This window comes from Mycobacterium sp. E1214, from assembly GCF_001666755.1.
In the GTDB taxonomy this organism is placed as follows: Bacteria; Actinomycetota; Actinomycetes; order Mycobacteriales; family Mycobacteriaceae; genus Mycobacterium.
This window is the reverse complement of sequence record NZ_LZJC01000039.1, coordinates 76,566-94,163: the sequence shown is the minus strand read 5'-3', so window position 1 is coordinate 94,163 and position 17,598 is coordinate 76,566. Positions and strand designations below refer to the sequence as shown.

Below are 17,598 nucleotides of genomic sequence, written 5' to 3'. Positions count from 1 at the left end.
TGGGGCGTCTCGTCGACCGTCACTCGCGCAACGGCAGAGGAGTTTGTGCACTGCGCATCGTCGCGGCTGCAATCCTCAAAAGCGCCCCGTGCCATGATTTGTCGAGCGGCGGCGTTGTGCCAGCCCACCGCCGGATTCGATATGTGCCTGTGATCGTTTCGGAATCACCGACGGCGCGAACTGTTTCGGCGCGGGAGTTTGCCACACGCCTTCGGACACGCCGCTTTTCGCGCTTCGGTGCAAGCCCGCCTAAGACGTATCCCCGCGATCGCGGAAGGGAACGCCTTGCGCCCGAGCGCTGGCGCTCCCCCGCCCTCGCGACCACGCCGCCAACGCGGCGCAAGGACGCGGGCCGGGGCTCGCACCGCGGCCGTTCACCCGACCGATCAGCATGCGTCCGCAGCCGCAAGCGTGGTTAACGAAAGCCGCTGCGCCACAGACTGTTCCGGCCGACGCTACGCGCGGCCCATTGTGACGACCGCGGCGCATACCATGCAGGTCCGCACCACAGTTACCGTCCGGCGCAGGAAATTCCCCGATTCGCGCACGTTTTGGCCGGCGCGCGCGGCATCCGGCTCCTCACCTTGACAGCCCCTCGGCCGTGGGTAAGTTGGTCGCATAGTTGTCAATACAACCCTTCAGCGAGTCATGAGCTTAGAACAAGGAACGGGGCCGCCGCCTTTGCCGGCGGCGGGCACCTACGACGTCGAGTGCAGCGACACCCGGCGCGCACCAACCGATCCCGCCGGATATTGGGCCGATCACGTGTGCGCCAATCACGGCTCCCTGCATTTCCGATTCTCGAACCCGCCCGCCTTCGCGGCCCGCACGGTGGTGCAGCAGAGCGCCGACTACCGCGTCGTCGACTTCTGGTCCGACGGGCTGCACTACTCCAAGACCGCGGCCCACGTGCGCGCCGACGGCGACCTGGGCAACATCTTCTTCATCGGCAGGCGCGGTGTGCTCGACTTCGAGCAGGACGGCGAACGCGTCCGCGTTCAGCCCGGCCAGGGAGTCCTGATCAGCAAATCCCGGGCCCTGCACATGCATCACCGGTGGTGGGCGCGCGGCTGGACCTTCGACGTGGCCGACGCGCGCGCGCCCGAGAGCATGCGGCGCGGTCCGGTGGTCCTGAATCTGGACCAGGGGCTCGGCGCCGTGGTCCGCACGATGATCTCGACCGTGAGCGCGCAGCACCGGAGCATGGATCACTACGCGTTCGCGCGCTCATGCACCACCATCAGCGAGCTGTTATATGCGTTCATGCTCGACCGCGGCGCCGTCCCGGACACTCTGACCTCCGTCGAGCGGGCGGTGCGCGATTACGTCGCCGGCCACGGTTGCGAGTCCGATGTGACGCCGACCAGCATCGCGCGGTCGCTGGGTTGGTCGGTCCGGCAGATCCAGGTGGCGTTGCAGCGGGCGGGCACCACCACCAGCGAGCTGATCCGCACGACGCGCGTCACCCGCGCCGCCGAACTGCTCGGTCAGTCGGATCCGAACAGCACCATCACCGACATCGCGTTTGCGAGCGGTTTCCGTTCGATGACGACGTTTGAGGTCGCCTTCAAACGCCACTACGGGGTGACGCCGCGGGAGGCCCGAGCGCTCGCGCGCGAGGGCGTCGACTTCCGCGGGCCGGCCTAGAGGATCGCCCTGCGCTCCTTCGCCTTTGCGATGTCGTCCCAGTCGACACCAAGCTCCAGCAAGATCTCCTCGGTGTGCTGCCCGTGCTCCGGCGCCCGCGCGGGAGCCGGCGGGGTTTCGTCGAACTGAACCGGCGCGGCGACCAGCCGGTACGGCTCGCCGCGGTCGTCGACGTTGGTCACCACGTGGCCATTGGGCTCGACCTGCGGGTCGTTGAGCGTCTCCCGCGGCGTCGCCAGGGCACCCCAGACGCCCGGCTCGTCGGCGAGCACCCGCTGCCAGTGCGCGAGTTCGTGGCGGGCGAACGCCGTCGACAGCAATTCCGTCGCAGCCGCCGCGTTGGCGATCAGGTTGCTGGACGGCACAAACATCGGTGGCGAGCTCCGCCAGGCCCATGCGTGCGCAGAACCCCGCCCAGACCTAGTCGGGCCGCTAGAACACCAGTTGGATCCACCGGCCGTCGCTGGTCCGGTACCGGTTGACGAGCGGGTTGATGGCCAAACCGGGTGGGGCGCCCGGAATGCCGTCGATGTCAAAGAAGTCCGCGGCGCAGGCACCCTTCACCAGTCCATTCCTTGCTATTTTAGATATTCTAGCTAGTCTTGGACACAGCGAGACCCCGGCCAGCGCAAACTTTGCATGGAAGAGATGCGATGGAGCCGACCGTTATTCCGATCGCGCGGCCCGCCGCGGCGGCCGCGTGCGGCACCGCGACGCGGGACGCCCAGCACCCGCCGCCGTGCCGCGACGCCGCCTCCGGGGAAGGGAATACCCTTGTCCCACAGCCACCCTCATCCACTGGCGAAGGCAGTCGGCGATGGGCAGGGTAGCCGGCAAGGTCGCCGTGATCAGCGGAGCCGCGCGAGGCCAGGGCCGTTCACACGCGCGGACGCTGGCCGCCGAGGGTGCGGACATCATCGCGGTGGATATCTGCGCGGACATCGAGACCAACGAGTATCCCCTGGCGCGGCCGGACGACCTCGAGGAGACTGCGCGGCTCGTCGAGAAGGAGGGGCAGCGCGCGGTCACGGCGGTCGCCGACGTGCGCGACCGGGTCGCCCTGGCGGCGGCCATTGACGCGGGGGTGGCCGAACTGGGCCACCTGGACGTCGTGGTCGCGAACGCCGGCATCTGCCCGTTGACCGCGGGCCTGCCGCCGCAGGCCTTCGCCGACGCCGTGGACGTGGACCTGCTCGGCGTGCTCAACCTCGTGCACGCCAGCCTGAAGCACCTGCAGGCCGGCGCGTCGATCGTCGTGATCGGATCCAACGCGGCGTTCATGTCCTCGATGAACACCGGCGGCATCGACGGCGGCCCCGGCGGCGCCGGCTACGCATTCGCGAAACTGGCTGCGGCACATTATGTGAACGATTTCGCGCTGGCCCTCGCGCGGTTCTCCATCCGGATGAATGCGGTGCACCCGACCAACGTGAACACCGACATGCTGCACAGCCCACCGATGTACCGCGCCTTCCGGCCGGACCTGACGGACCCGACCCGCGAGGACGCCGAGCCGATCTTTCCCCTCGTGCAGGCGATGCCCGTGCCGTACGTCGAACCCGAAGACATCAGCGAGGCGGTGCTGTTCCTGGCCTCGGACGCCGCCCGCTACATCACCGGGCAGCAGCTCCGCGTCGACGCCGGCGGCTTCCTCAAGGTCAAGCCTTGGTCGGGGGGCTGATGACCGCCGATCCAAAGAGTAGGAACGACAATCCCCTTCGGGGTGCTCGATGACCGACCAGCGCTCCCCGGAAATCCAGCGCCGCCTGTATGTGTTGCTGGCGCTGATGAAGGCCGCCGACGACCGGGCGCGGTTCGTGCCCAACCCGGCGGCGCCCAACCTCGAGGCTCAGGTGTATCCGTCGCCGGGGCGCATCGCGGCGGCGGCGCAGCGCACGCTGCAGGGAGCGAACGTCCATGGCTGACTTCGTCATTCGCATACCCCGGGTGTCGGTGGCCGTTTCCGAAGCCGAGCTGACGGGACTGCTGGTCGGCGGTGGCGAGCACGTCGAAGCAGGCACCCCGATCTACGTCATCGCGACCGAGAAGGTCGAACAGGAGATCGTGGCCGGAGCGTCGGGGACCGTGCGCTGGACCGGACGGGTCGGAACCACCTACGACATCGGCACCGAAATCGGCGTCCTCACTCACACCCCGGGCCACACCGGCTAAGCGAAAGGCAGCGCGCATGGATCTGACGGAGACCCGCGAGAGGATCATCTTCGAGAAACAGGGCCCCATCGCCCGGATCACGCTCAACTGGCCGGAGAAGGCCAACGCCCAAGACCAGAAGCTCGCCGAAGAGGTCGATGCCGCCCTGCTGGACGCCGACCGCGACTACGACGTCAAGGTGCTGATCCTCAAGGCCAACGGCAAGGGCTTCTGCTCGGGGCACGCGATCGGCAACAACGCGGTGGACTACCCGGCGTTCGTCGAAGGCGCGAAGGTGATGGGTCACCCGTGGAAACCGCAGAGCGACCTGTTCGTCAAGCCCACCCTGAATCTGTGGGAGTTCTCCAAGCCGACCATCGCGCAGGTGCACGGCTACTGCGTCGGCGGCGGCACCCACATGGGCCTGACCACCGACATCGTCATCGCCGCCGAGGACGCCTACTTCTCCTATCCACCGCTGCAGGGGTTCGGGATGCCCTCCGGCGAATGCTCCATCGAGCCTTGGGTTTTCATGAACTGGCGGCGCGCCGCGTACTACCTGTTCCTGGCCGAGGTCATCGATGCCCGCAAGGCGCTGGAAGTCGGCCTGGTCAACGAGGTGGTCCCGCGCGATCAGCTCGACGACCGCGTCGAGGCCATCGCCCGGCACATCGCCCAGGCGCCGATGACCACGCTGCTGGCGACCAAGGCGAACCTCAAACGGGCCTGGGAACTGATGGGCATGCGGGTGCACTGGCAGAGCTCCAACGACCTGGTGGCGCTGGCCTCGATCAGCCGGGACGTGCAGGAGCTGATCCAAACCGTGTTCAAGGACAAGGTGTTGCCGGCCGAGCAGGCGCGGCGGCAGGCCGCGGCCGCGGCATCGTCCGACGGCGCCGCGACGCCCTGAGGCGTGACCTGCGGGTGAACATCGTCGACCACGCCACGAGCGCCGCGCAGTCGCGAACGCGACTGGCAGGGACGCGCTTGGCGAATCGTGCGAGGCGACAAAGGAACTGACGACATGGCTGTAGACACGAGCGCGCGGAGCACCGACGTGAACGGCGCGCGCCGCGACGTGCCCTGGGCGGTGCAGATTGCGGACCGGATCCCCAAGCAGCGCTATTACGACCCGGAGTTCTATCGGCTGGAGGCCGAGCTGTTGTGGCCGCGGGTGTGGCAGATGGCATGCCGGCTCGAGGAGATCCCGGGCCCGGGTGACTTCGTCGAGTACGAAATACTCGACGACTCCGTCGTCGTCGTGCGCGTCGACGCCGACACCGTTCGGGCTTACCACAACGCGTGCCGGCACCGCGGGGTGAAGTTGGTGCAGGGCAGCGGAACTCGCCGAACGCTCGTATGCCCGTTCCACGGCTGGTGCTGGGGCCTCGACGGGCGCAACACCTTCGTGGCGCGGCCCGACGCGTTCTCCGCCGGCAACATGGACGCCGCGCAGTTGCGGCTGGTCGAGGTTCGCTGCGAGACCTGGGGCGGGTGCGTGTGGATCAACCTGGACGACGGGGCGCCGCCACTGCGCGAGGCGCTGGAGCCGTTCGCGTCGACCTATGACGCGTGGCAGGTGGAGTCGCTGCGCGTCGAGTGGTGGCGGTCCTGCCGGCTTCCGGTCAACTGGAAGCTGGCGGCCGCGGCGTTCATGGAGGGTTACCACGTCCCGCAGACCCATCCGCAGTTGCTGCCGTCGGCACAGAGCGCCGCGCGACCCAGCACGGCCACCACGGTGCATCCCGTCGTCGCCGCCAGCCTGTATTTCATGCGCACGCTGGGCAACGGCATGGGCGGCATGACCCATGAGAACGACATCCGTATCGCCGAAGGCCTGCAGCACCTCAAGCTGCCGTCCGATCCCGCCGCCGCGATGGCCGCGTGGCGCAGCGCCCTCAACGACGCCATCGTCACCTGGCATCGGGCGCGCGGCAGCGCCATGCCCGACCTCAACGACCTGGCGGGCCGCGGGACCACCGAGGCGATCGGCTTCTGCTTCCCGCACTACTTCATCCTGCCGACTTACAGCAGCGCCTCGTCGTACCGCATCCGGCCGTTGGGGCCGGAGGACACGCTCTTCGAAATCTGGTCGTTGACCCGTTTTCCCGCGGACGCCTCCCCCGGCAGACCCCAGGCCCCGCAACCCATGGTGCCCGACGATCCGTGCTGGCCAGCCATCCCCGCCCAGGACTTCGCCAACCTCCCGCGCCAGCAAAAGGGCTTGCGCTCACGCGGTTTCGACTACATGCGGCTCTCCGATCGGATCGAGGGCCTGATCTCGAACTTCGAGCGCGTCATCGACGGATTTTTGGCCGGCCTGCCGCACGCCACGCTGATCCCGGGAATCCAGAAGACCAACACCACCATCGACGTGCCGATCGCCGACCTGGGCTTCGCGGGGCCGCAATGAACGCCTGGGACCACTCGGTCGACTTCGTGATCGCGGGCAGCGGCGGCGGCGGCATGGTCGCCGGGTTGGCGGCCCTCGACAGTGGCCTGGAACCGCTGATCCTCGAGAAGCAGGCGCTCGTCGGTGGCTCGACGGGCCTGTCCGGGGGCATCTACTGGTTGCCCAACAACCCGCTGATGCGCGCCGACGGCGTCGCCGACTCCCACGAAGACGGCCTCGCGTACCTGGCCGACGTGGTCGGCGATGCCCGCGCGGCGTCGTCCCTCGAGCGCCGCGAGATGTTCCTCACCGCCGGCTATGAGATGACGACTTTTCTGCTGCGCAAGGGCATCCGGCTGGCGCGCTGCGCGGGATGGAGCGACTACTACCCGAACCGCAAAGGCGGCAACGCGTCCGGCCGCGCCATCGAGGGGATGCCCTTCGATGCCGCCGCTTTGGGCGAGTGGAGCGACAGGGTGCAGCCACCGTTGGCTGACAACTACGGATTCGTCGTCCTGACCAACGAGCTGCGGTCGGTTCAGTATTACAACCGGTCACCGCGGGCGTTCGCCGTCGCCGCCAGGGTGTTTCTGCGCACGGCCGCGGCGCGGGCGCGGCGCCGCCGCATCCTGACCAACGGTTCGTCGCTGATCGCTCAGCTGCTCAAGGCGCTGAGCCAGCTCGGCGACGGCCACCCCCCGCTGTGGACCGACGCCGCGGTGCAGGACCTCGTCGTCGACGGCGGCCGCGTCACGGGTGTCCGCCTGCGCCGGAACGGGAAATCGCTGGCCGTCGAGGCGCGCCGGGGCGTCCTGCTGGCCGCCGGTGGCTTCGGGCACAACCGCGAGATGCGCCGGCGATACAGCGGTGACCAGCCCAACGAAGGCCACTGGTCGATCGCTAACGCCGGTGACACCGGTGAGGTGCTGCAAGCCGCGATGCGGCTTGGCGCCCAGACCGATCTGCTCGACGAAGCGTGGTGGCTGCCTTCGGTATTCATCGCCAACGGCGGGGCGGTCGCCGCGTCGCTCGGCTCGGGGCGGCAACGGCCCGGCGCCATCTACGTCGACACCACCGGCCGCCGGTTCTGCAACGAGTCGAACTCCTACGTCGAGGTCGGCAAGGCGATGTACGCTCACAAGGCGGTGCCCTGCTGGATGATTTTCGACGACGGCTACGTGCGCCGGTACGTCACCAGCACCAGTCCCCTACGGCCGCTTCAGCGTTCGCGGCGGCTGCTCCCAGAGCTCATCGACAGCGGCGCGGTGTGCCGGGGCGACACCATCGCCGAGCTTGCCCACCAGATCGACGTGCCGACAGCCGAATTGACGCGCACCATCGTGCGGTTCAACCGCTTCGCCGCCAAGGGCCTGGACCCGGACTTCGGGCGGGGCCAGTCGGCGTACAACGACTGCCTGGGCGATCCGGGCTATCGACCCAATGCCGCCCTCGGGCCGCTGGACCGCGCGCCCTACTACGCGACGAAGGTGCTGCCCGCGGACGTCGGCACGTGCGGCGGTGTCGTCACGAACGAGCACGCCCAGGTCCTCGACGAGCAGGATCGGGTGATCGAGGGCTTGTACGCCACCGGGAACACGACCGCCACGGTGATGGGCCGGACGTATCCGGGTGCCGGCGCCAGCATCGCGAATTCCATGGTGTTCGGGTACGTCGCCGCCCGACATGCCGCGGGCCGCAGGATCGCGGGCGAGATGAGCCGCTAGGCACCGGCGTCGGCGTCACCGCGGCCGACGAAATCGCGGGGCTTCAGACCCGACTGCGTGAACTCGGCGCGGCGCGCCTGCACATCGGAGGATGACGACCTTGACCTCGCGATCGCGGTCGGCCTCGCGCAGGCAGTCGTCGACCTCGGTGACCAGCACCGCGTCCTTGGTGTTGGCCTTCTCGGGACGATTGAGGATGATCCTGGCGATTGGCGGCTCGCGCTCGTAGATGACCGCCTCCAGCTCGCGCCGCTCCATGCCGGTGACATTACCCAGAAACCGGCCGCTACTGGGCTTTTTCGGTATTTCCGCCCCGGGCGGCAAAGGCGAGGGGCGACCAAGCTCACAGTGCGGCCGTCGCGGCGATGCCCGCAATGCGGCGCAACTGCGGTAGGCTTGGGCCAGCGTTCGTCTCCACCCGAGACATCGCCACCGTCGTGGAACCGTTATTCATCGCACTGCCGCCACTTGCGTTTTCGCGCCAGCCGGCGCGTTCTGATGATCCGTGCACCCCGCACTAGCTTGTCTCGCGGCGATCGATTTTGCCCTCCGGCAATCTCGCCATCCGTGCCGATGGCCGCGCGACCGTAGTCGCGGCTTGGCACCACGATGCCTGAAAGGCACCGCACTTGACCACCCAAACAACCTTCGCCGACCTTGGCGTGCCCGCACCCATCGTCAACGCCCTTACGGCGCAAGGCATTACACATCCCTTCCCCATCCAGGCGGAGACGTTAGGCGACACGATCGCCGGCCGCGACGTGCTCGGTCGCGGAAAGACGGGCAGCGGAAAGACTCTCGCGTTCTCCATCCCGCTGGTCGCCCGGCTGGCGGGGACGGCGGCACGGCCGTCGCGGCCGTCAGGCCTGGTCCTCGCACCGACCCGCGAACTGGCGACCCAGATCACCGCGACGCTGGCGCCCCTGGCGGCCGCCTGCGGCCTGCGGGTCACCACGATCTTCGGCGGTGTCACGCAAACGCGTCAGGTCACCGCGCTCAAAGCCGGCGTCGACATCGTGGTGGCCTGCCCTGGCCGGCTCGAGGACTTGATGAAGCAGCGGCTGGTCAGCCTCGACGCGGTGCAGATCACCGTGATCGACGAGGCCGACCACATGGCCGACCTCGGCTTCCTGCCGGGCGTCACCCGAATCCTCGCCGCCACCCCCAACGGCGGTCAGCGCCTGCTGTTTTCGGCGACGCTGGACAACGGGGTCGACAAACTCGTCAAGCGGTTCTTGCGGAACGAGGTGCTGCACTCCGTCGACGAGGCCAACACCCCGGTCGCCGACATGACCCACCACGTCTTCCACGTCGCCAACGCGGAGGCCAAAAAAGAGGTGGTCCACCGGCTCGCCTCGGGGACGGGCCGTCGAATCCTGTTCCTGCGCACCAAGCATCAGGCGCGGAAGCTGGCCAAGCAGCTCACCGCCGCGGGAGTGCCGTCGGTCGACCTGCACGGCAACCTTTCCCAGCCCGCCCGCGAACGCAACCTCGCGCGGTTCGCCTCCGGCGACGCGCGGGTCCTGGTGGCGACGGACATCGCCGCTCGCGGCGTGCACGTCGACGAGGTCGCGCTCGTGGTGCACATCGACCCGCCCGCCGAGCACAAGTCCTATCTGCACCGCTCCGGGCGCACGGCGCGCGCGGGCAGCGCCGGTGATGTCGTCACGGTGGTGCTGCCCGACGAACGGGAGCACGCGCGGCTGTTGATGCGCAAGGCCGGCATCAGGGTGACGCCCCAGCAGGTGACCGCCGCGTCGGAGGCCGTGCACGCCCTCGTCGGCGAGGTGGCGCCCTATCAGGCCCCGGTGGCCGTGGACACCCCACGCGAGCAGCCGCAGCCGCGAAACCCCAACGGCCAGCGGCGACGCCGTGGCGGTGTCCGGTCGCCGCGCCGCGATCACGCGCCCGCCGAGCCGCGGGTGGCCACCGGCGGGGGCGCGCGCAGACCACGCGCGGAGCACCGTCGCCGTTCGTCGCGCCCGCAGGGCAGCAGCGCCTAGGCGCTGGGTCCCCGGCCGCGTGCCAGCAGCCACGCCCGGCCGTCGGCCTCGCCAGCGGCCAACGCCTCCAGATCGCCGTAGACGTCGGCCAATTCGCCGCGCGCCGCGCGATATGGACCCGGGGCCGCCCCGACCTCGCTGAGCACGGTGATCGCCAGCAGGCCGCCTGGCGCCAGTCGCTCGACGATCGCGCGGCCGAGGCGTCGGTCCCAGAACATGTGACACACAACCACGTCGGCCGGCGGCCCCGCGGGGAGGCCGCCGTCGAGGTCGGTGACTTCGAAGCGGCACCGGCCGCCTACGCCGGCGCGCCGGGCCAGATCGCGCGCCTGACCGATCGCGACCGCGGAGATGTCCACGCCGAGGACTGTCAGGCCGCGCAGCGCCAGCCACACCGAGGCCGCACCCTGTCCGCAGGCGAGTTCCAAGGCCGCGCCCGAGGTGGGGAAACGCTGCGCGTGGCGCCGCCAGACCGCGGGCGCGGCGATCTGCCGCGCCGCGGGCGCCGCCATGGTCGCGTATCGCTCGTCCCAGCGACGGCGGTCCGCTTCGGCCATGACCGTCACTCTAGGGCCGGCACGCCAGTGCCGGGTTTTCTGGACGGGCGTCCGCAAAACCGGTTGGCCGCCGTCCCGCGGGCCGGCGCTTCGGTGACCTTTCGGCGACCCGCGCCGCCCTACACTGGACGAGTGTCTGAAGACGCGCTCCCCCCGCCCGACCGCGGCGAGACCGGCGGCGCCGCCCGCCGATCAGATCGACGCCCCGGGCAAACCGTCCGCAAGGTGCTCGACGCCGGCCTGGCCGAGCTGCGCGACTCGTCGTACGCGAACCTGACCATGCGCGCGGTGGCGAACCGGGCCGGGGTGTCACCCGCCAGCGCCTACACCTATTTCCCCTCCAAGAGCGCGCTGGTGGCCGCGGTGTACCTGCGCTTCCTGCGGGACCTGCCGCTGCACACCAACGTCAACGACACGACCAAGACGCGGGTCAGCGCGACGCTGCGCGACATGGCCTTGGCGGTCGATGACGAGCCGGAGCTCACCGCCGCCTGCGGCGCGGCGTTGATGGCCGACGATCCCGCGGTCCAACCGTTGCGCGAGCAGATCGGCGAGGAGGTCGCCCGGCGCATCGGGGCCGCCTTGGGGCCGGGCTGGCCACGCGCGGTGAAATCCACCCTGCAGATGACGGTCGCCGGCGCGTTGATGACCGCCAGGTTCGTCGGGTTCGACGACATCGCCGGTCGGATCGACGAGGCCGTCAACCTGATCCTGGGCGCTTCGGTGGCCTGAAAAGCCCTGCCGCCCTAGCAGTTACGTCGCAGTGACCATCGCCCGGGTGCGGGTGTCCGCGGGAAGAAACCGGCCGAACCTCTGCTTGCCGAGCACCGGCGACGGCTCGCCGGCGGCGAACGCGCGCTGGCCCGCGACCAGCACCGCGGTCACCGTGTCGTCGTTGCGGTTGACCATCCGCGACAGCCCACCGTAGGGCTCGACCGGGTTCTCGGCGTAGGCGTCCAGCGAGTCGTCCAGCTTGTCGGGGTTGATCACGACGAGGTCGGCGCGGTCCCCCTCGCGCAGGGTGCCGGCATCGATCCCGTACCACGCCCCGAGCTCACCGGTGAGCCGGTGCACGGCGCGCTCGACCGTCATGAAGGGGGCGCCACGCCGCTGCGCCTCGTACACGTGGCGCAGCAGCCGCAACCCGGAGTTGTAGAACGCCATGTTCCGCAGGTGCGCGCCGGCGTCGGAGAAACCCATTTGGACGCAGTCGCTCTGCGCCAGCTTCTTGAGGACCTCGGGGCGGTGGTTGGAGATCGTGGTGTGCCACCGCAGCTTCTCGCCGTGCTCCACCACCAGATCCAGGAACGCGTCGACGGGGTGCAGCCCGCCGCGGTCGAGTCCCACCTGCCCGAATGACTTTCCGACCACCGACGCGTCGGGGCACGCCACGATCTCGGCGTCGAAGAAGTCACGATGCCAGACGCGGGGCCCGAACCTGCTGTCGTAGTCCTTGCGGAATGCCCGGCGATATTCCTCGTCGCGCATCAGGCGGTTGCGCTCGACCTCGCTTTGCAGGTGCAAAGCGGCCGCGCCGGAGCCGAATTCCTCGAAGATGACCAGCGAGATGCCGTCGGCGTACACCTCGAACGGCACCGGCAGGTGTTGCCAGCGGAAGTCGCCACCGAGGGCGTTGACGCCGCGCGCCAGCCGGTCCATCAGGTGGATGACGAACGGAATGGCCTTGATGTCGGCCGCCGACAGCAGGCTGGTCCGCAGCCGTGGGCGGCCGATCCCCAGGGACGCCGCCAGTTGCGAGACTATGGACAGCGGGTTCTTGATGTCGGGCCCCGACTGCAGAATTTTGTTGCGCCGCCGCAGGATTGAATTCAGACGGCGCAGCTCGCGCGGGCCGGCATAGGTCGACGGCAGGGTCCGCGACCGGCACACCTCGCCGTCGAGTTTGTCGAACAGCAGTTGCTGCGAGGACATTCCGACGAAGCCCTCGTCGAGCGCCTCGTTGAGCATCGCCTCCATGCGCGCCAGTTCCGCCGCGGACGCCTTGACGTCCTTGCGGGTCGCCCGGTCCAGGCCCATCGTCGCCGCGCGCATGTCGGAGTGGCCGATGAAGGCCGCCACGTTGGGCCCCAGGTTCAGACGCTCGAGTTCGGCCACGTACTCCTTTGGCGTCGTCCACGACCGGGCGGCGTCGAGGTGCTCGATCACGTAGCGTCGGGGGATCGCCTCGACGCGCCCGAAGATGTCCCCCGCGTCGACGTTGTCCAGGTAGACGGTCGACAGCGAACACGAACCCAGCAGGACCGTGGTCACGCCATGCCGTAGCGACTCGGAAAGCTCGGGAGCACAAAGGATTTCGACGTCGTAATGGGTGTGGATGTCGATGATCCCGGGGATGACCCACTGGCCGGTGGCGTCGATGACGTCGGCGCCGGCGTTGTCGAGCGGCTGGTCGCTGACCGTGGCGACCAGGCCGTCGCGCAGACCGATGTTGCGCACGGCCGAGGCCGAGCCCGTGCCGTCGAACCAGCGCCCGTTGCTGATCACGGTGTCGTACCGCATGTTCGGCCTTTCTGACGTCAGGACGCCCGGCGGCCGACTCAAGAGCATTCGCCGCACCGCGATTCGGTGTGATGATACACACACCGTCGGCTGTCCGACCGGGCCGCGGGCCGCTGACCAGCGGCGACTGCCGCACGCGCGCCGGGCGCGGCCGCCCTGGCCGGCTGCGCGCCGCGGTCCTGGCTCGACGCGCGGTCCTCGCCTGCCTGTGGCAAGATCGCGCTGTGAAGGCGTCTCCCCTGGCCGGCCTGGCTTGCGCTGCGCTGGCACCCTTTTGGGGCCAATTCATCGGCTCCGCCCCGGCTGCGTCCGCCGACCCCTGTCCCGATGTCGAGGTGGTGTTCGCCAGGGGCACCGCAGAACCTCCCGGCGTGGGCCGCATCGGCCAGAGTTTCGTCGACACGCTGCGTTCGCACGTCGGCGGCAAAACGGTGGGTGAGTACCCGGTGAACTACCCGGCGTCGACCGACTTCCCCACCGCCGTCGACGGCATCAGCGACGCGAGTTCCCACGTCGAGCAGATGGCGGCCAGCTGTCCGCGGACGAAGATGGTGCTGGGCGGGTATTCGCAGGGCGCTGCCGTGGTGGGATTCGTCACCGAAAGCGCCGTGCCGGACGGCGTGCAGCTGGTGCAGGCGTTGCAGCCGATGCCCTCCGAGGTCGCCAACCACGTCGCCGCGGTGACGCTGTTCGGCAAGCCGTCCACCCGGTTCATGGGCATCATCAACCAGCCGCCGGTGGACATCGGGCCGCTGTACGCGCCGAAGACGCTCGAGCTATGCGTGCCGGGCGACCCGATCTGCTCCGACGGCAGCAACCCGCTCGGGCACCGGCAGTACGTGGAGGCCGGCATGGTGGACCAGGCGGCCGACTTCGCCGCCGGTCGCCTGACGCGCGGCAGCTGACCCGGCCGGTCTCAGGTCAGCGGCCCTGCCGAGGTCTCGAGGACTTCCAGGGCCGCTTCGATGTTGGGGACGATCGTCGGGCCGTAGCCGGCGACCAGCTGCCCGAGCGCCCTGGCCACATGGCCACCCACGCTGCCGGCGGGCAACACCTCCTCGGCCAGGACGATGCCGTGCACGACGTGGGCGGCGCGCAACCTTTCGTCGCCGGTGACCTCGTAGCGCCACTCCCCGATCTGCACCTGCTGCGGCTGCGAGCGGAAGATGCCCCGCCGCGCCGGCGCCAGGAGGACGCCGGGCACGCCGCAGAACGCGCGCAGCACCACCCCGACGCCGCCGGGGCCGCCCAGCGCGGCCCCAATGGCCTGGCTGACGCGCTGATGATCGAAGCCCGTCATCAGTCGCTCATCGGCAACACGAGCGAGGGCGTCAGGTTCTGAGCCTCGCCGACGCGCCGCACGGCCGTGCCCGCGACGTAGAACTCGACCGTGTGCAGCCCCCACGCATAGTTCGAGATGGCGAAGTGCACGCCGACGACGCCGGTGCCGCCGTCGCGCTCGGCCTCGCTCTGCATGCGCGACATCGCCAGCTCCCGGGCCTGATAGTTGCCCTGCGTCCACTGCGGCATCTCGGCGTTGCGGCCCATCTGGCTCAACGTGCGCAGGAAGCCCTGCACCGCCACGTGGAACACGCAGTTACCCATCACGAAGGCCACGGGCGCGTACCCGGACCGCAGCAGCGTCGTCAGGTCCTGGCCGGAGAGGTGGCTGCTGAACGCCTGCCCGTTGGGCCGCCGATACGCGCCCGGTTTCGCCGTGTACCGGACCGCGGTGCCGACGGCGATGAACTCGAGGTGTTCGCCCTCGCCCTGGTGCCGCCAATCCAGCCGGACGCCCACCACCCCGTCGGCGCCCAGCGCGTCGGCCTCGGCCTGCATTCGCGACATCGCGTTCCACCGGGCCCGATACGTCGCCTCGGTGAGCACCGGTAGTTCCGACTGCTGCCTGATGCCCGAGAACTGGTAGCCGACGTGGTACACCGACACGCCCATGACCAGCTCGATCGGCTCGAATCCTGCGCCGTGCAGCAGCGCGAACTCGTTGATCGACAGGTCGGAGGTGAACACCTTGCCGGCGTGGGACAGCCGTTCGCTGGCGACAGGGTCGAGCGGGTTCGATGGCGTTGTCACGAGACCTCCTGAGTTTCCCGGATAGCGTAGGCCGCGGCCGGGCAGCGCACACCGGTAACGAGCGGCTTCGGCACGCGCCTCCGGTTCAGTTGGCGCGGGGCGCGGCGCTCACCATCGTGTGCACGTCGTCGATCGACCACGGCCCGGCGCTGTGGTGATCGCGATAGGCCAGCACGCGGGGGCTGGGCCGATCGAACCTGCCGACGAATCCGCCTGCGGCGACCAGGATTTGGCCCGTCACATCGCGGGCCAGGTCGCTGGCCAGGTAGGCGTACACCGGCGCGACGAACTCCGGCGGCGCGCTGTCCAGCGAGGCCCTCATGGTCAGCTCGTCGAGCAGCCCCCTGCGGTGCAGGTCCGCGATGTGGTCTTCGTACTCCGCGCCGGTGGACAGCCGCGTCCTGGCGCCGGGGCACACCACGTTGGCCCGCACCCCGGCGCCCTTGAGTTCCGCCGCGATGGCCAGAGTCAACGCGTTGACGGCGCCTTTGCCGGCGGGATAGCCGGTGCCGCCGTAGTCGCCCAGGAACGCGACGGAGCTGGTGTTGACGATGGCGCCCGAACCCTGGGCGGCCAGCACGGGAGCGGCGGCCCGGCAGGTGTGGAACACCGTGCGCAGGTGCGCGCCGATCAGCTCGTCGAATTCGGCCGCCGAAATGGTGAGGATGGAGGAGCCGACGGGTTCGGCGGTGCCCGCGCAATTGATCAGCGCGTCGAGCCGTCCGAACGCGCCGACACACTCGTCGACCAGCGCCCGGGCGACGGCCTCGTCGTCGGCGGGTCCCGCCAGCGCGACGGCGCGGCCACCCGCCGCGGTGATGGCGCCGACGGTGTCCCGCACCGCACCGTCGTCGCGCCCGTTGACGACGACGCCGGCGCCGAGGCTGCCCACCAGCTCCGCCACGGCGCGTCCGATTCCGCGACTGCCGCCCGACACCACCACGCCGCGACCCGCCAGCCGCCCGATTCCGGTCGCCACCATGAGCCCGAACGGTACTGCGGCGGGCCTATCGCGCCCGCACCGGACCTCTTCTGCTCGTACATCGAAGGAATTACCAACCCGCCGCGCGACAAGCCGCGGCCTACTCAGTGGCCCGATCGTTCGCTGTGGGGCCGCTCATCCGCTAAGTTTCCCGGTCAAGGGCGTAAATCGCGCGGTGCCCCGTTCTCGAACGTTGCTGACGCCGCCGCCCAACCGGCTGTCCATGGCCCATGGCAACTGTTAAGTAAATATCAATACCTTCCGAGCGCAGAAGGGATCGCGCTCGGTGGCGCGGGCGCGTATAGTCTGCAATGAAGTCCGTTCTGGACGTGTCGCCGTTTAGCTAAAAGCGGTCAGTCAGCCGCTCGGCTACTCAGCTTGGTAGGGCTCCGGCGAAATCTCGGATCTTTGCCTCTGGTAGTTGCTGCGCGCTGAATCTCGGGACCGATCCGGCGGAACAGGTGCAGTGATGACGCAGACGCGCGTAGCCGCGTCTCATTGTGCACGACTCAAAGGAGTTGAGTCAGCATGCAAAACCGTTTGTTCTCAGGCGATTTCACGGCCGACCGCGTCAATGAGAGGCGCGCGGGCCGATGACCGAATTGATGGCCCAACCGGCCCCCACAGCCCCCGAGACCCCCGAGGTCCGGACCCGACCCGCCCGATCCCAAAACAGCCGCGCCGACGACTCCTACGACGACGTTGTCGAGATGTTCATGGCATTGCAGCAGCTTCCCGGGGAGTCCCACGAGTATCGGCGGCAGCGCGAACGCATCGTGGCACGCTGCCTACCGTTGGCCGACCACGTGGCCAGCCACTTCGCCCGCCGCGGCGAAGGTCTCGACGACCTGATCCAGGTGGCACGGCTCGGCCTGATGAATGCGATCAATCGTTTCGATCCGGCCAAGGGACCCAGCTTCATCGGCTTCGCGGTGCCCACCATGATGGGCGAAGTTCGACGGTATTTCCGCGACTACAGCTGGGGCATGCGCGTCCCGCGACGGTTGCGTGAGCTGCACGTGCAGATCAGCCGCACGACGGCGGATCTCTCGCAGCAGCTGGGGCGCGCCCCCACGGCAGCCGAGCTGTCACAGGTGCTCGAAGTGCCGCACGAGGAGATCGTGGAATGCCTCGTGGCGCGCGACGCCTACCGGCTCGATTCGCTGGACGCGCCCATCGGCGCCGACAGTTCGGGCACGCCCCGCCTGGTGGCCGACTCGGTCGGCGGCATCGACCCGCAGATCGATCACATCACCAACCGCGAGGCGCTGCGGGCCCTGATCGGTTCCCTGCCGCGGCGCGAGCGCGAGGTGCTGCGGATGCGGTTCTTCGAATCCATGACGCAGAGCCAGATCGCGGAGCGCATCGGGGTGTCGCAAATGCAGGTCTCGCGCATCCTGGCCAGTACGTTGCGCTGCCTGCGCGACCAATTGGAGTAGTCGCTCGAGTCCGATCCGGACGCTCCCTCGACCTGCCGACGTGGCGCGGCCGGGTACTGTGCGTTGCGAAGCGCGGATCCGGCCCCGTCGCG

General features: G+C 69.3%; 15 protein-coding genes and 3 pseudogenes. 11 read left to right on the top strand and 7 right to left on the bottom strand.

Features of this window, described 5'->3' with window-relative positions; genetic code table 11:
- The first annotated feature begins 648 nt into the window (after positions 1-648).
- Complete coding sequence (locus tag A5700_RS04995; protein ID WP_082960681.1) at positions 649-1,647, top strand: AraC family transcriptional regulator; 999 nt, start codon at positions 649-651, stop codon at positions 1,645-1,647.
- Here the strand turns inward: A5700_RS04995 and A5700_RS04990 are convergent.
- Positions 1,644-2,196: pseudogene (locus tag A5700_RS04990) on the bottom strand (CoA transferase); the annotation flags it as partial. The gene A5700_RS04995 and the pseudogene A5700_RS04990 overlap by 4 nt on opposite strands.
- Before the next feature lie 268 nt (positions 2,197-2,464).
- On the opposite strand from A5700_RS04990, the gene A5700_RS04985 reads away from it, so the two are divergent.
- The 6 genes and pseudogenes from A5700_RS04985 to A5700_RS04960 all read left to right on the top strand — a co-directional run bounded on the left by A5700_RS04985 (position 2,465) and on the right by A5700_RS04960 (position 7,914).
- On the top strand, positions 2,465-3,328 hold the full coding sequence (locus A5700_RS04985; RefSeq protein WP_068075451.1) for a mycofactocin-coupled SDR family oxidoreductase: 864 nt from the start codon (positions 2,465-2,467) through the stop codon (positions 3,326-3,328).
- A gap of 127 nt (positions 3,329-3,455) precedes the next feature.
- A pseudogene (locus A5700_RS25935) lies at positions 3,456-3,572 on the top strand (alpha-ketoacid dehydrogenase subunit beta); the annotation flags it as partial.
- The gene (locus tag A5700_RS04975) at positions 3,565-3,819 is read left to right on the top strand and encodes a lipoyl domain-containing protein (protein WP_068075458.1); all 255 of its coding nucleotides are present in this window, start codon (positions 3,565-3,567) and stop codon (positions 3,817-3,819) included. The pseudogene A5700_RS25935 and the gene A5700_RS04975, both read left to right, overlap by 8 nt.
- A gap of 16 nt (positions 3,820-3,835) precedes the next feature.
- The gene (locus A5700_RS04970) at positions 3,836-4,708 is read left to right on the top strand and encodes an enoyl-CoA hydratase-related protein (protein WP_068075460.1); all 873 of its coding nucleotides are present in this window, start codon (positions 3,836-3,838) and stop codon (positions 4,706-4,708) included.
- Positions 4,709-4,822: 114 nt separating this feature from the next.
- On the top strand, positions 4,823-6,211 hold the full coding sequence (locus tag A5700_RS04965) for an aromatic ring-hydroxylating dioxygenase subunit alpha (protein WP_068075461.1): 1,389 nt from the start codon (positions 4,823-4,825) through the stop codon (positions 6,209-6,211).
- Positions 6,208-7,914, top strand: coding sequence for an FAD-binding protein (locus A5700_RS04960; RefSeq protein WP_068075462.1), 1,707 nt, complete (start codon positions 6,208-6,210; stop codon positions 7,912-7,914). Before A5700_RS04965 ends, A5700_RS04960 begins: the two co-directional genes overlap by 4 nt.
- 75 nt (positions 7,915-7,989) lie before the next feature.
- Here the strand turns inward: A5700_RS04960 and A5700_RS04955 are convergent.
- Positions 7,990-8,172: pseudogene (locus A5700_RS04955) on the bottom strand (enoyl-CoA hydratase-related protein); the annotation flags it as partial.
- A gap of 371 nt (positions 8,173-8,543) precedes the next feature.
- Here A5700_RS04955 and A5700_RS04950 point away from each other — a divergent pair.
- Positions 8,544-9,917 carry a DEAD/DEAH box helicase gene (locus A5700_RS04950; RefSeq protein WP_068075468.1) on the top strand — a complete coding sequence of 458 codons (1,374 nt, stop codon included), beginning with the start codon at positions 8,544-8,546 and terminating at the stop codon, positions 9,915-9,917.
- Here the strand turns inward: A5700_RS04950 and A5700_RS04945 are convergent.
- On the bottom strand, positions 9,914-10,474 hold the full coding sequence (locus A5700_RS04945) for a bifunctional 2-polyprenyl-6-hydroxyphenol methylase/3-demethylubiquinol 3-O-methyltransferase UbiG (protein ID WP_068075471.1): 561 nt from the start codon (positions 10,472-10,474) through the stop codon (positions 9,914-9,916). The genes A5700_RS04950 and A5700_RS04945 overlap by 4 nt on opposite strands.
- Positions 10,475-10,606: 132 nt before the next feature.
- Here A5700_RS04945 and A5700_RS04940 point away from each other — a divergent pair, with 132 nt between their 5' ends.
- Entirely contained in the window at positions 10,607-11,206 is a 600-nt protein-coding gene (locus tag A5700_RS04940) for a TetR/AcrR family transcriptional regulator (RefSeq protein ID WP_068075474.1), read from the top strand.
- A gap of 21 nt (positions 11,207-11,227) precedes the next feature.
- On the opposite strand, the gene A5700_RS04935 is transcribed toward A5700_RS04940, so the two are convergent.
- Positions 11,228-12,994 (bottom strand): amidohydrolase family protein, encoded by a 1,767-nt coding sequence (locus tag A5700_RS04935; RefSeq protein WP_068075478.1) that lies wholly within the window; start codon positions 12,992-12,994, stop codon positions 11,228-11,230.
- Between the two features lie 248 nt (positions 12,995-13,242).
- Here A5700_RS04935 and A5700_RS04930 point away from each other — a divergent pair, with 248 nt between their 5' ends.
- Entirely contained in the window at positions 13,243-13,899 is a 657-nt protein-coding gene (locus A5700_RS04930) for a cutinase family protein (protein WP_369828227.1), read from the top strand.
- 11 nt (positions 13,900-13,910) lie between these two features.
- On the opposite strand, the gene A5700_RS04925 is transcribed toward A5700_RS04930, so the two are convergent.
- The 3 genes from A5700_RS04925 to A5700_RS04915 form a co-directional block, all read right to left on the bottom strand.
- Positions 13,911-14,294 carry a DUF5073 family protein gene (locus tag A5700_RS04925; RefSeq protein WP_068075481.1) on the bottom strand — a complete coding sequence of 128 codons (384 nt, stop codon included), beginning with the start codon at positions 14,292-14,294 and terminating at the stop codon, positions 13,911-13,913.
- The gene (locus A5700_RS04920) at positions 14,294-15,085 is read right to left on the bottom strand and encodes a heavy metal-binding domain-containing protein (RefSeq protein ID WP_068075484.1); all 792 of its coding nucleotides are present in this window, start codon (positions 15,083-15,085) and stop codon (positions 14,294-14,296) included. The genes A5700_RS04925 and A5700_RS04920 overlap by 1 nt, the downstream gene beginning before the upstream one ends.
- 85 nt (positions 15,086-15,170) lie before the next feature.
- The gene (locus A5700_RS04915) at positions 15,171-16,067 is read right to left on the bottom strand and encodes an SDR family NAD(P)-dependent oxidoreductase (RefSeq protein WP_068075487.1); all 897 of its coding nucleotides are present in this window, start codon (positions 16,065-16,067) and stop codon (positions 15,171-15,173) included.
- Positions 16,068-16,672: 605 nt separating this feature from the next.
- On the opposite strand from A5700_RS04915, the gene A5700_RS04910 reads away from it, so the two are divergent.
- Positions 16,673-17,506: a SigB/SigF/SigG family RNA polymerase sigma factor gene (locus tag A5700_RS04910; RefSeq protein ID WP_068075510.1), complete on the top strand. Its 834-nt coding sequence runs from the start codon at positions 16,673-16,675 to the stop codon at positions 17,504-17,506.
- Positions 17,507-17,598 lie beyond the last annotated feature (92 nt).

Excerpts from the sequence above, each read along its gene's own strand:
- A5700_RS04945 (WP_068075471.1), bottom strand. The coding sequence starts at position 10,474 with ATGGCCGAAGCGGACCGCCGTCGCTGGGACGAGCGATACGCGACCATG.
- A5700_RS04935 (WP_068075478.1), bottom strand. The coding sequence starts at position 12,994 with ATGCGGTACGACACCGTGATCAGCAACGGGCGCTGGTTCGACGGCACG.
- A5700_RS04965 (WP_068075461.1), top strand. The coding sequence starts at position 4,823 with ATGGCTGTAGACACGAGCGCGCGGAGCACCGACGTGAACGGCGCGCGC.
- A5700_RS04915 (WP_068075487.1), bottom strand. The coding sequence starts at position 16,067 with ATGGTGGCGACCGGAATCGGGCGGCTGGCGGGTCGCGGCGTGGTGGTG.
- A5700_RS04975 (WP_068075458.1), top strand. The coding sequence starts at position 3,565 with ATGGCTGACTTCGTCATTCGCATACCCCGGGTGTCGGTGGCCGTTTCC.
- A5700_RS04925 (WP_068075481.1), bottom strand. The coding sequence starts at position 14,294 with ATGACGGGCTTCGATCATCAGCGCGTCAGCCAGGCCATTGGGGCCGCG.
- A5700_RS04995 (WP_082960681.1), top strand. The coding sequence starts at position 649 with ATGAGCTTAGAACAAGGAACGGGGCCGCCGCCTTTGCCGGCGGCGGGC.
- A5700_RS04910 (WP_068075510.1), top strand. The coding sequence starts at position 16,673 with ATGGCCCAACCGGCCCCCACAGCCCCCGAGACCCCCGAGGTCCGGACC.
- A5700_RS04960 (WP_068075462.1), top strand. The coding sequence starts at position 6,208 with ATGAACGCCTGGGACCACTCGGTCGACTTCGTGATCGCGGGCAGCGGC.
- A5700_RS04970 (WP_068075460.1), top strand. The coding sequence starts at position 3,836 with ATGGATCTGACGGAGACCCGCGAGAGGATCATCTTCGAGAAACAGGGC.
- A5700_RS04985 (WP_068075451.1), top strand. The coding sequence starts at position 2,465 with ATGGGCAGGGTAGCCGGCAAGGTCGCCGTGATCAGCGGAGCCGCGCGA.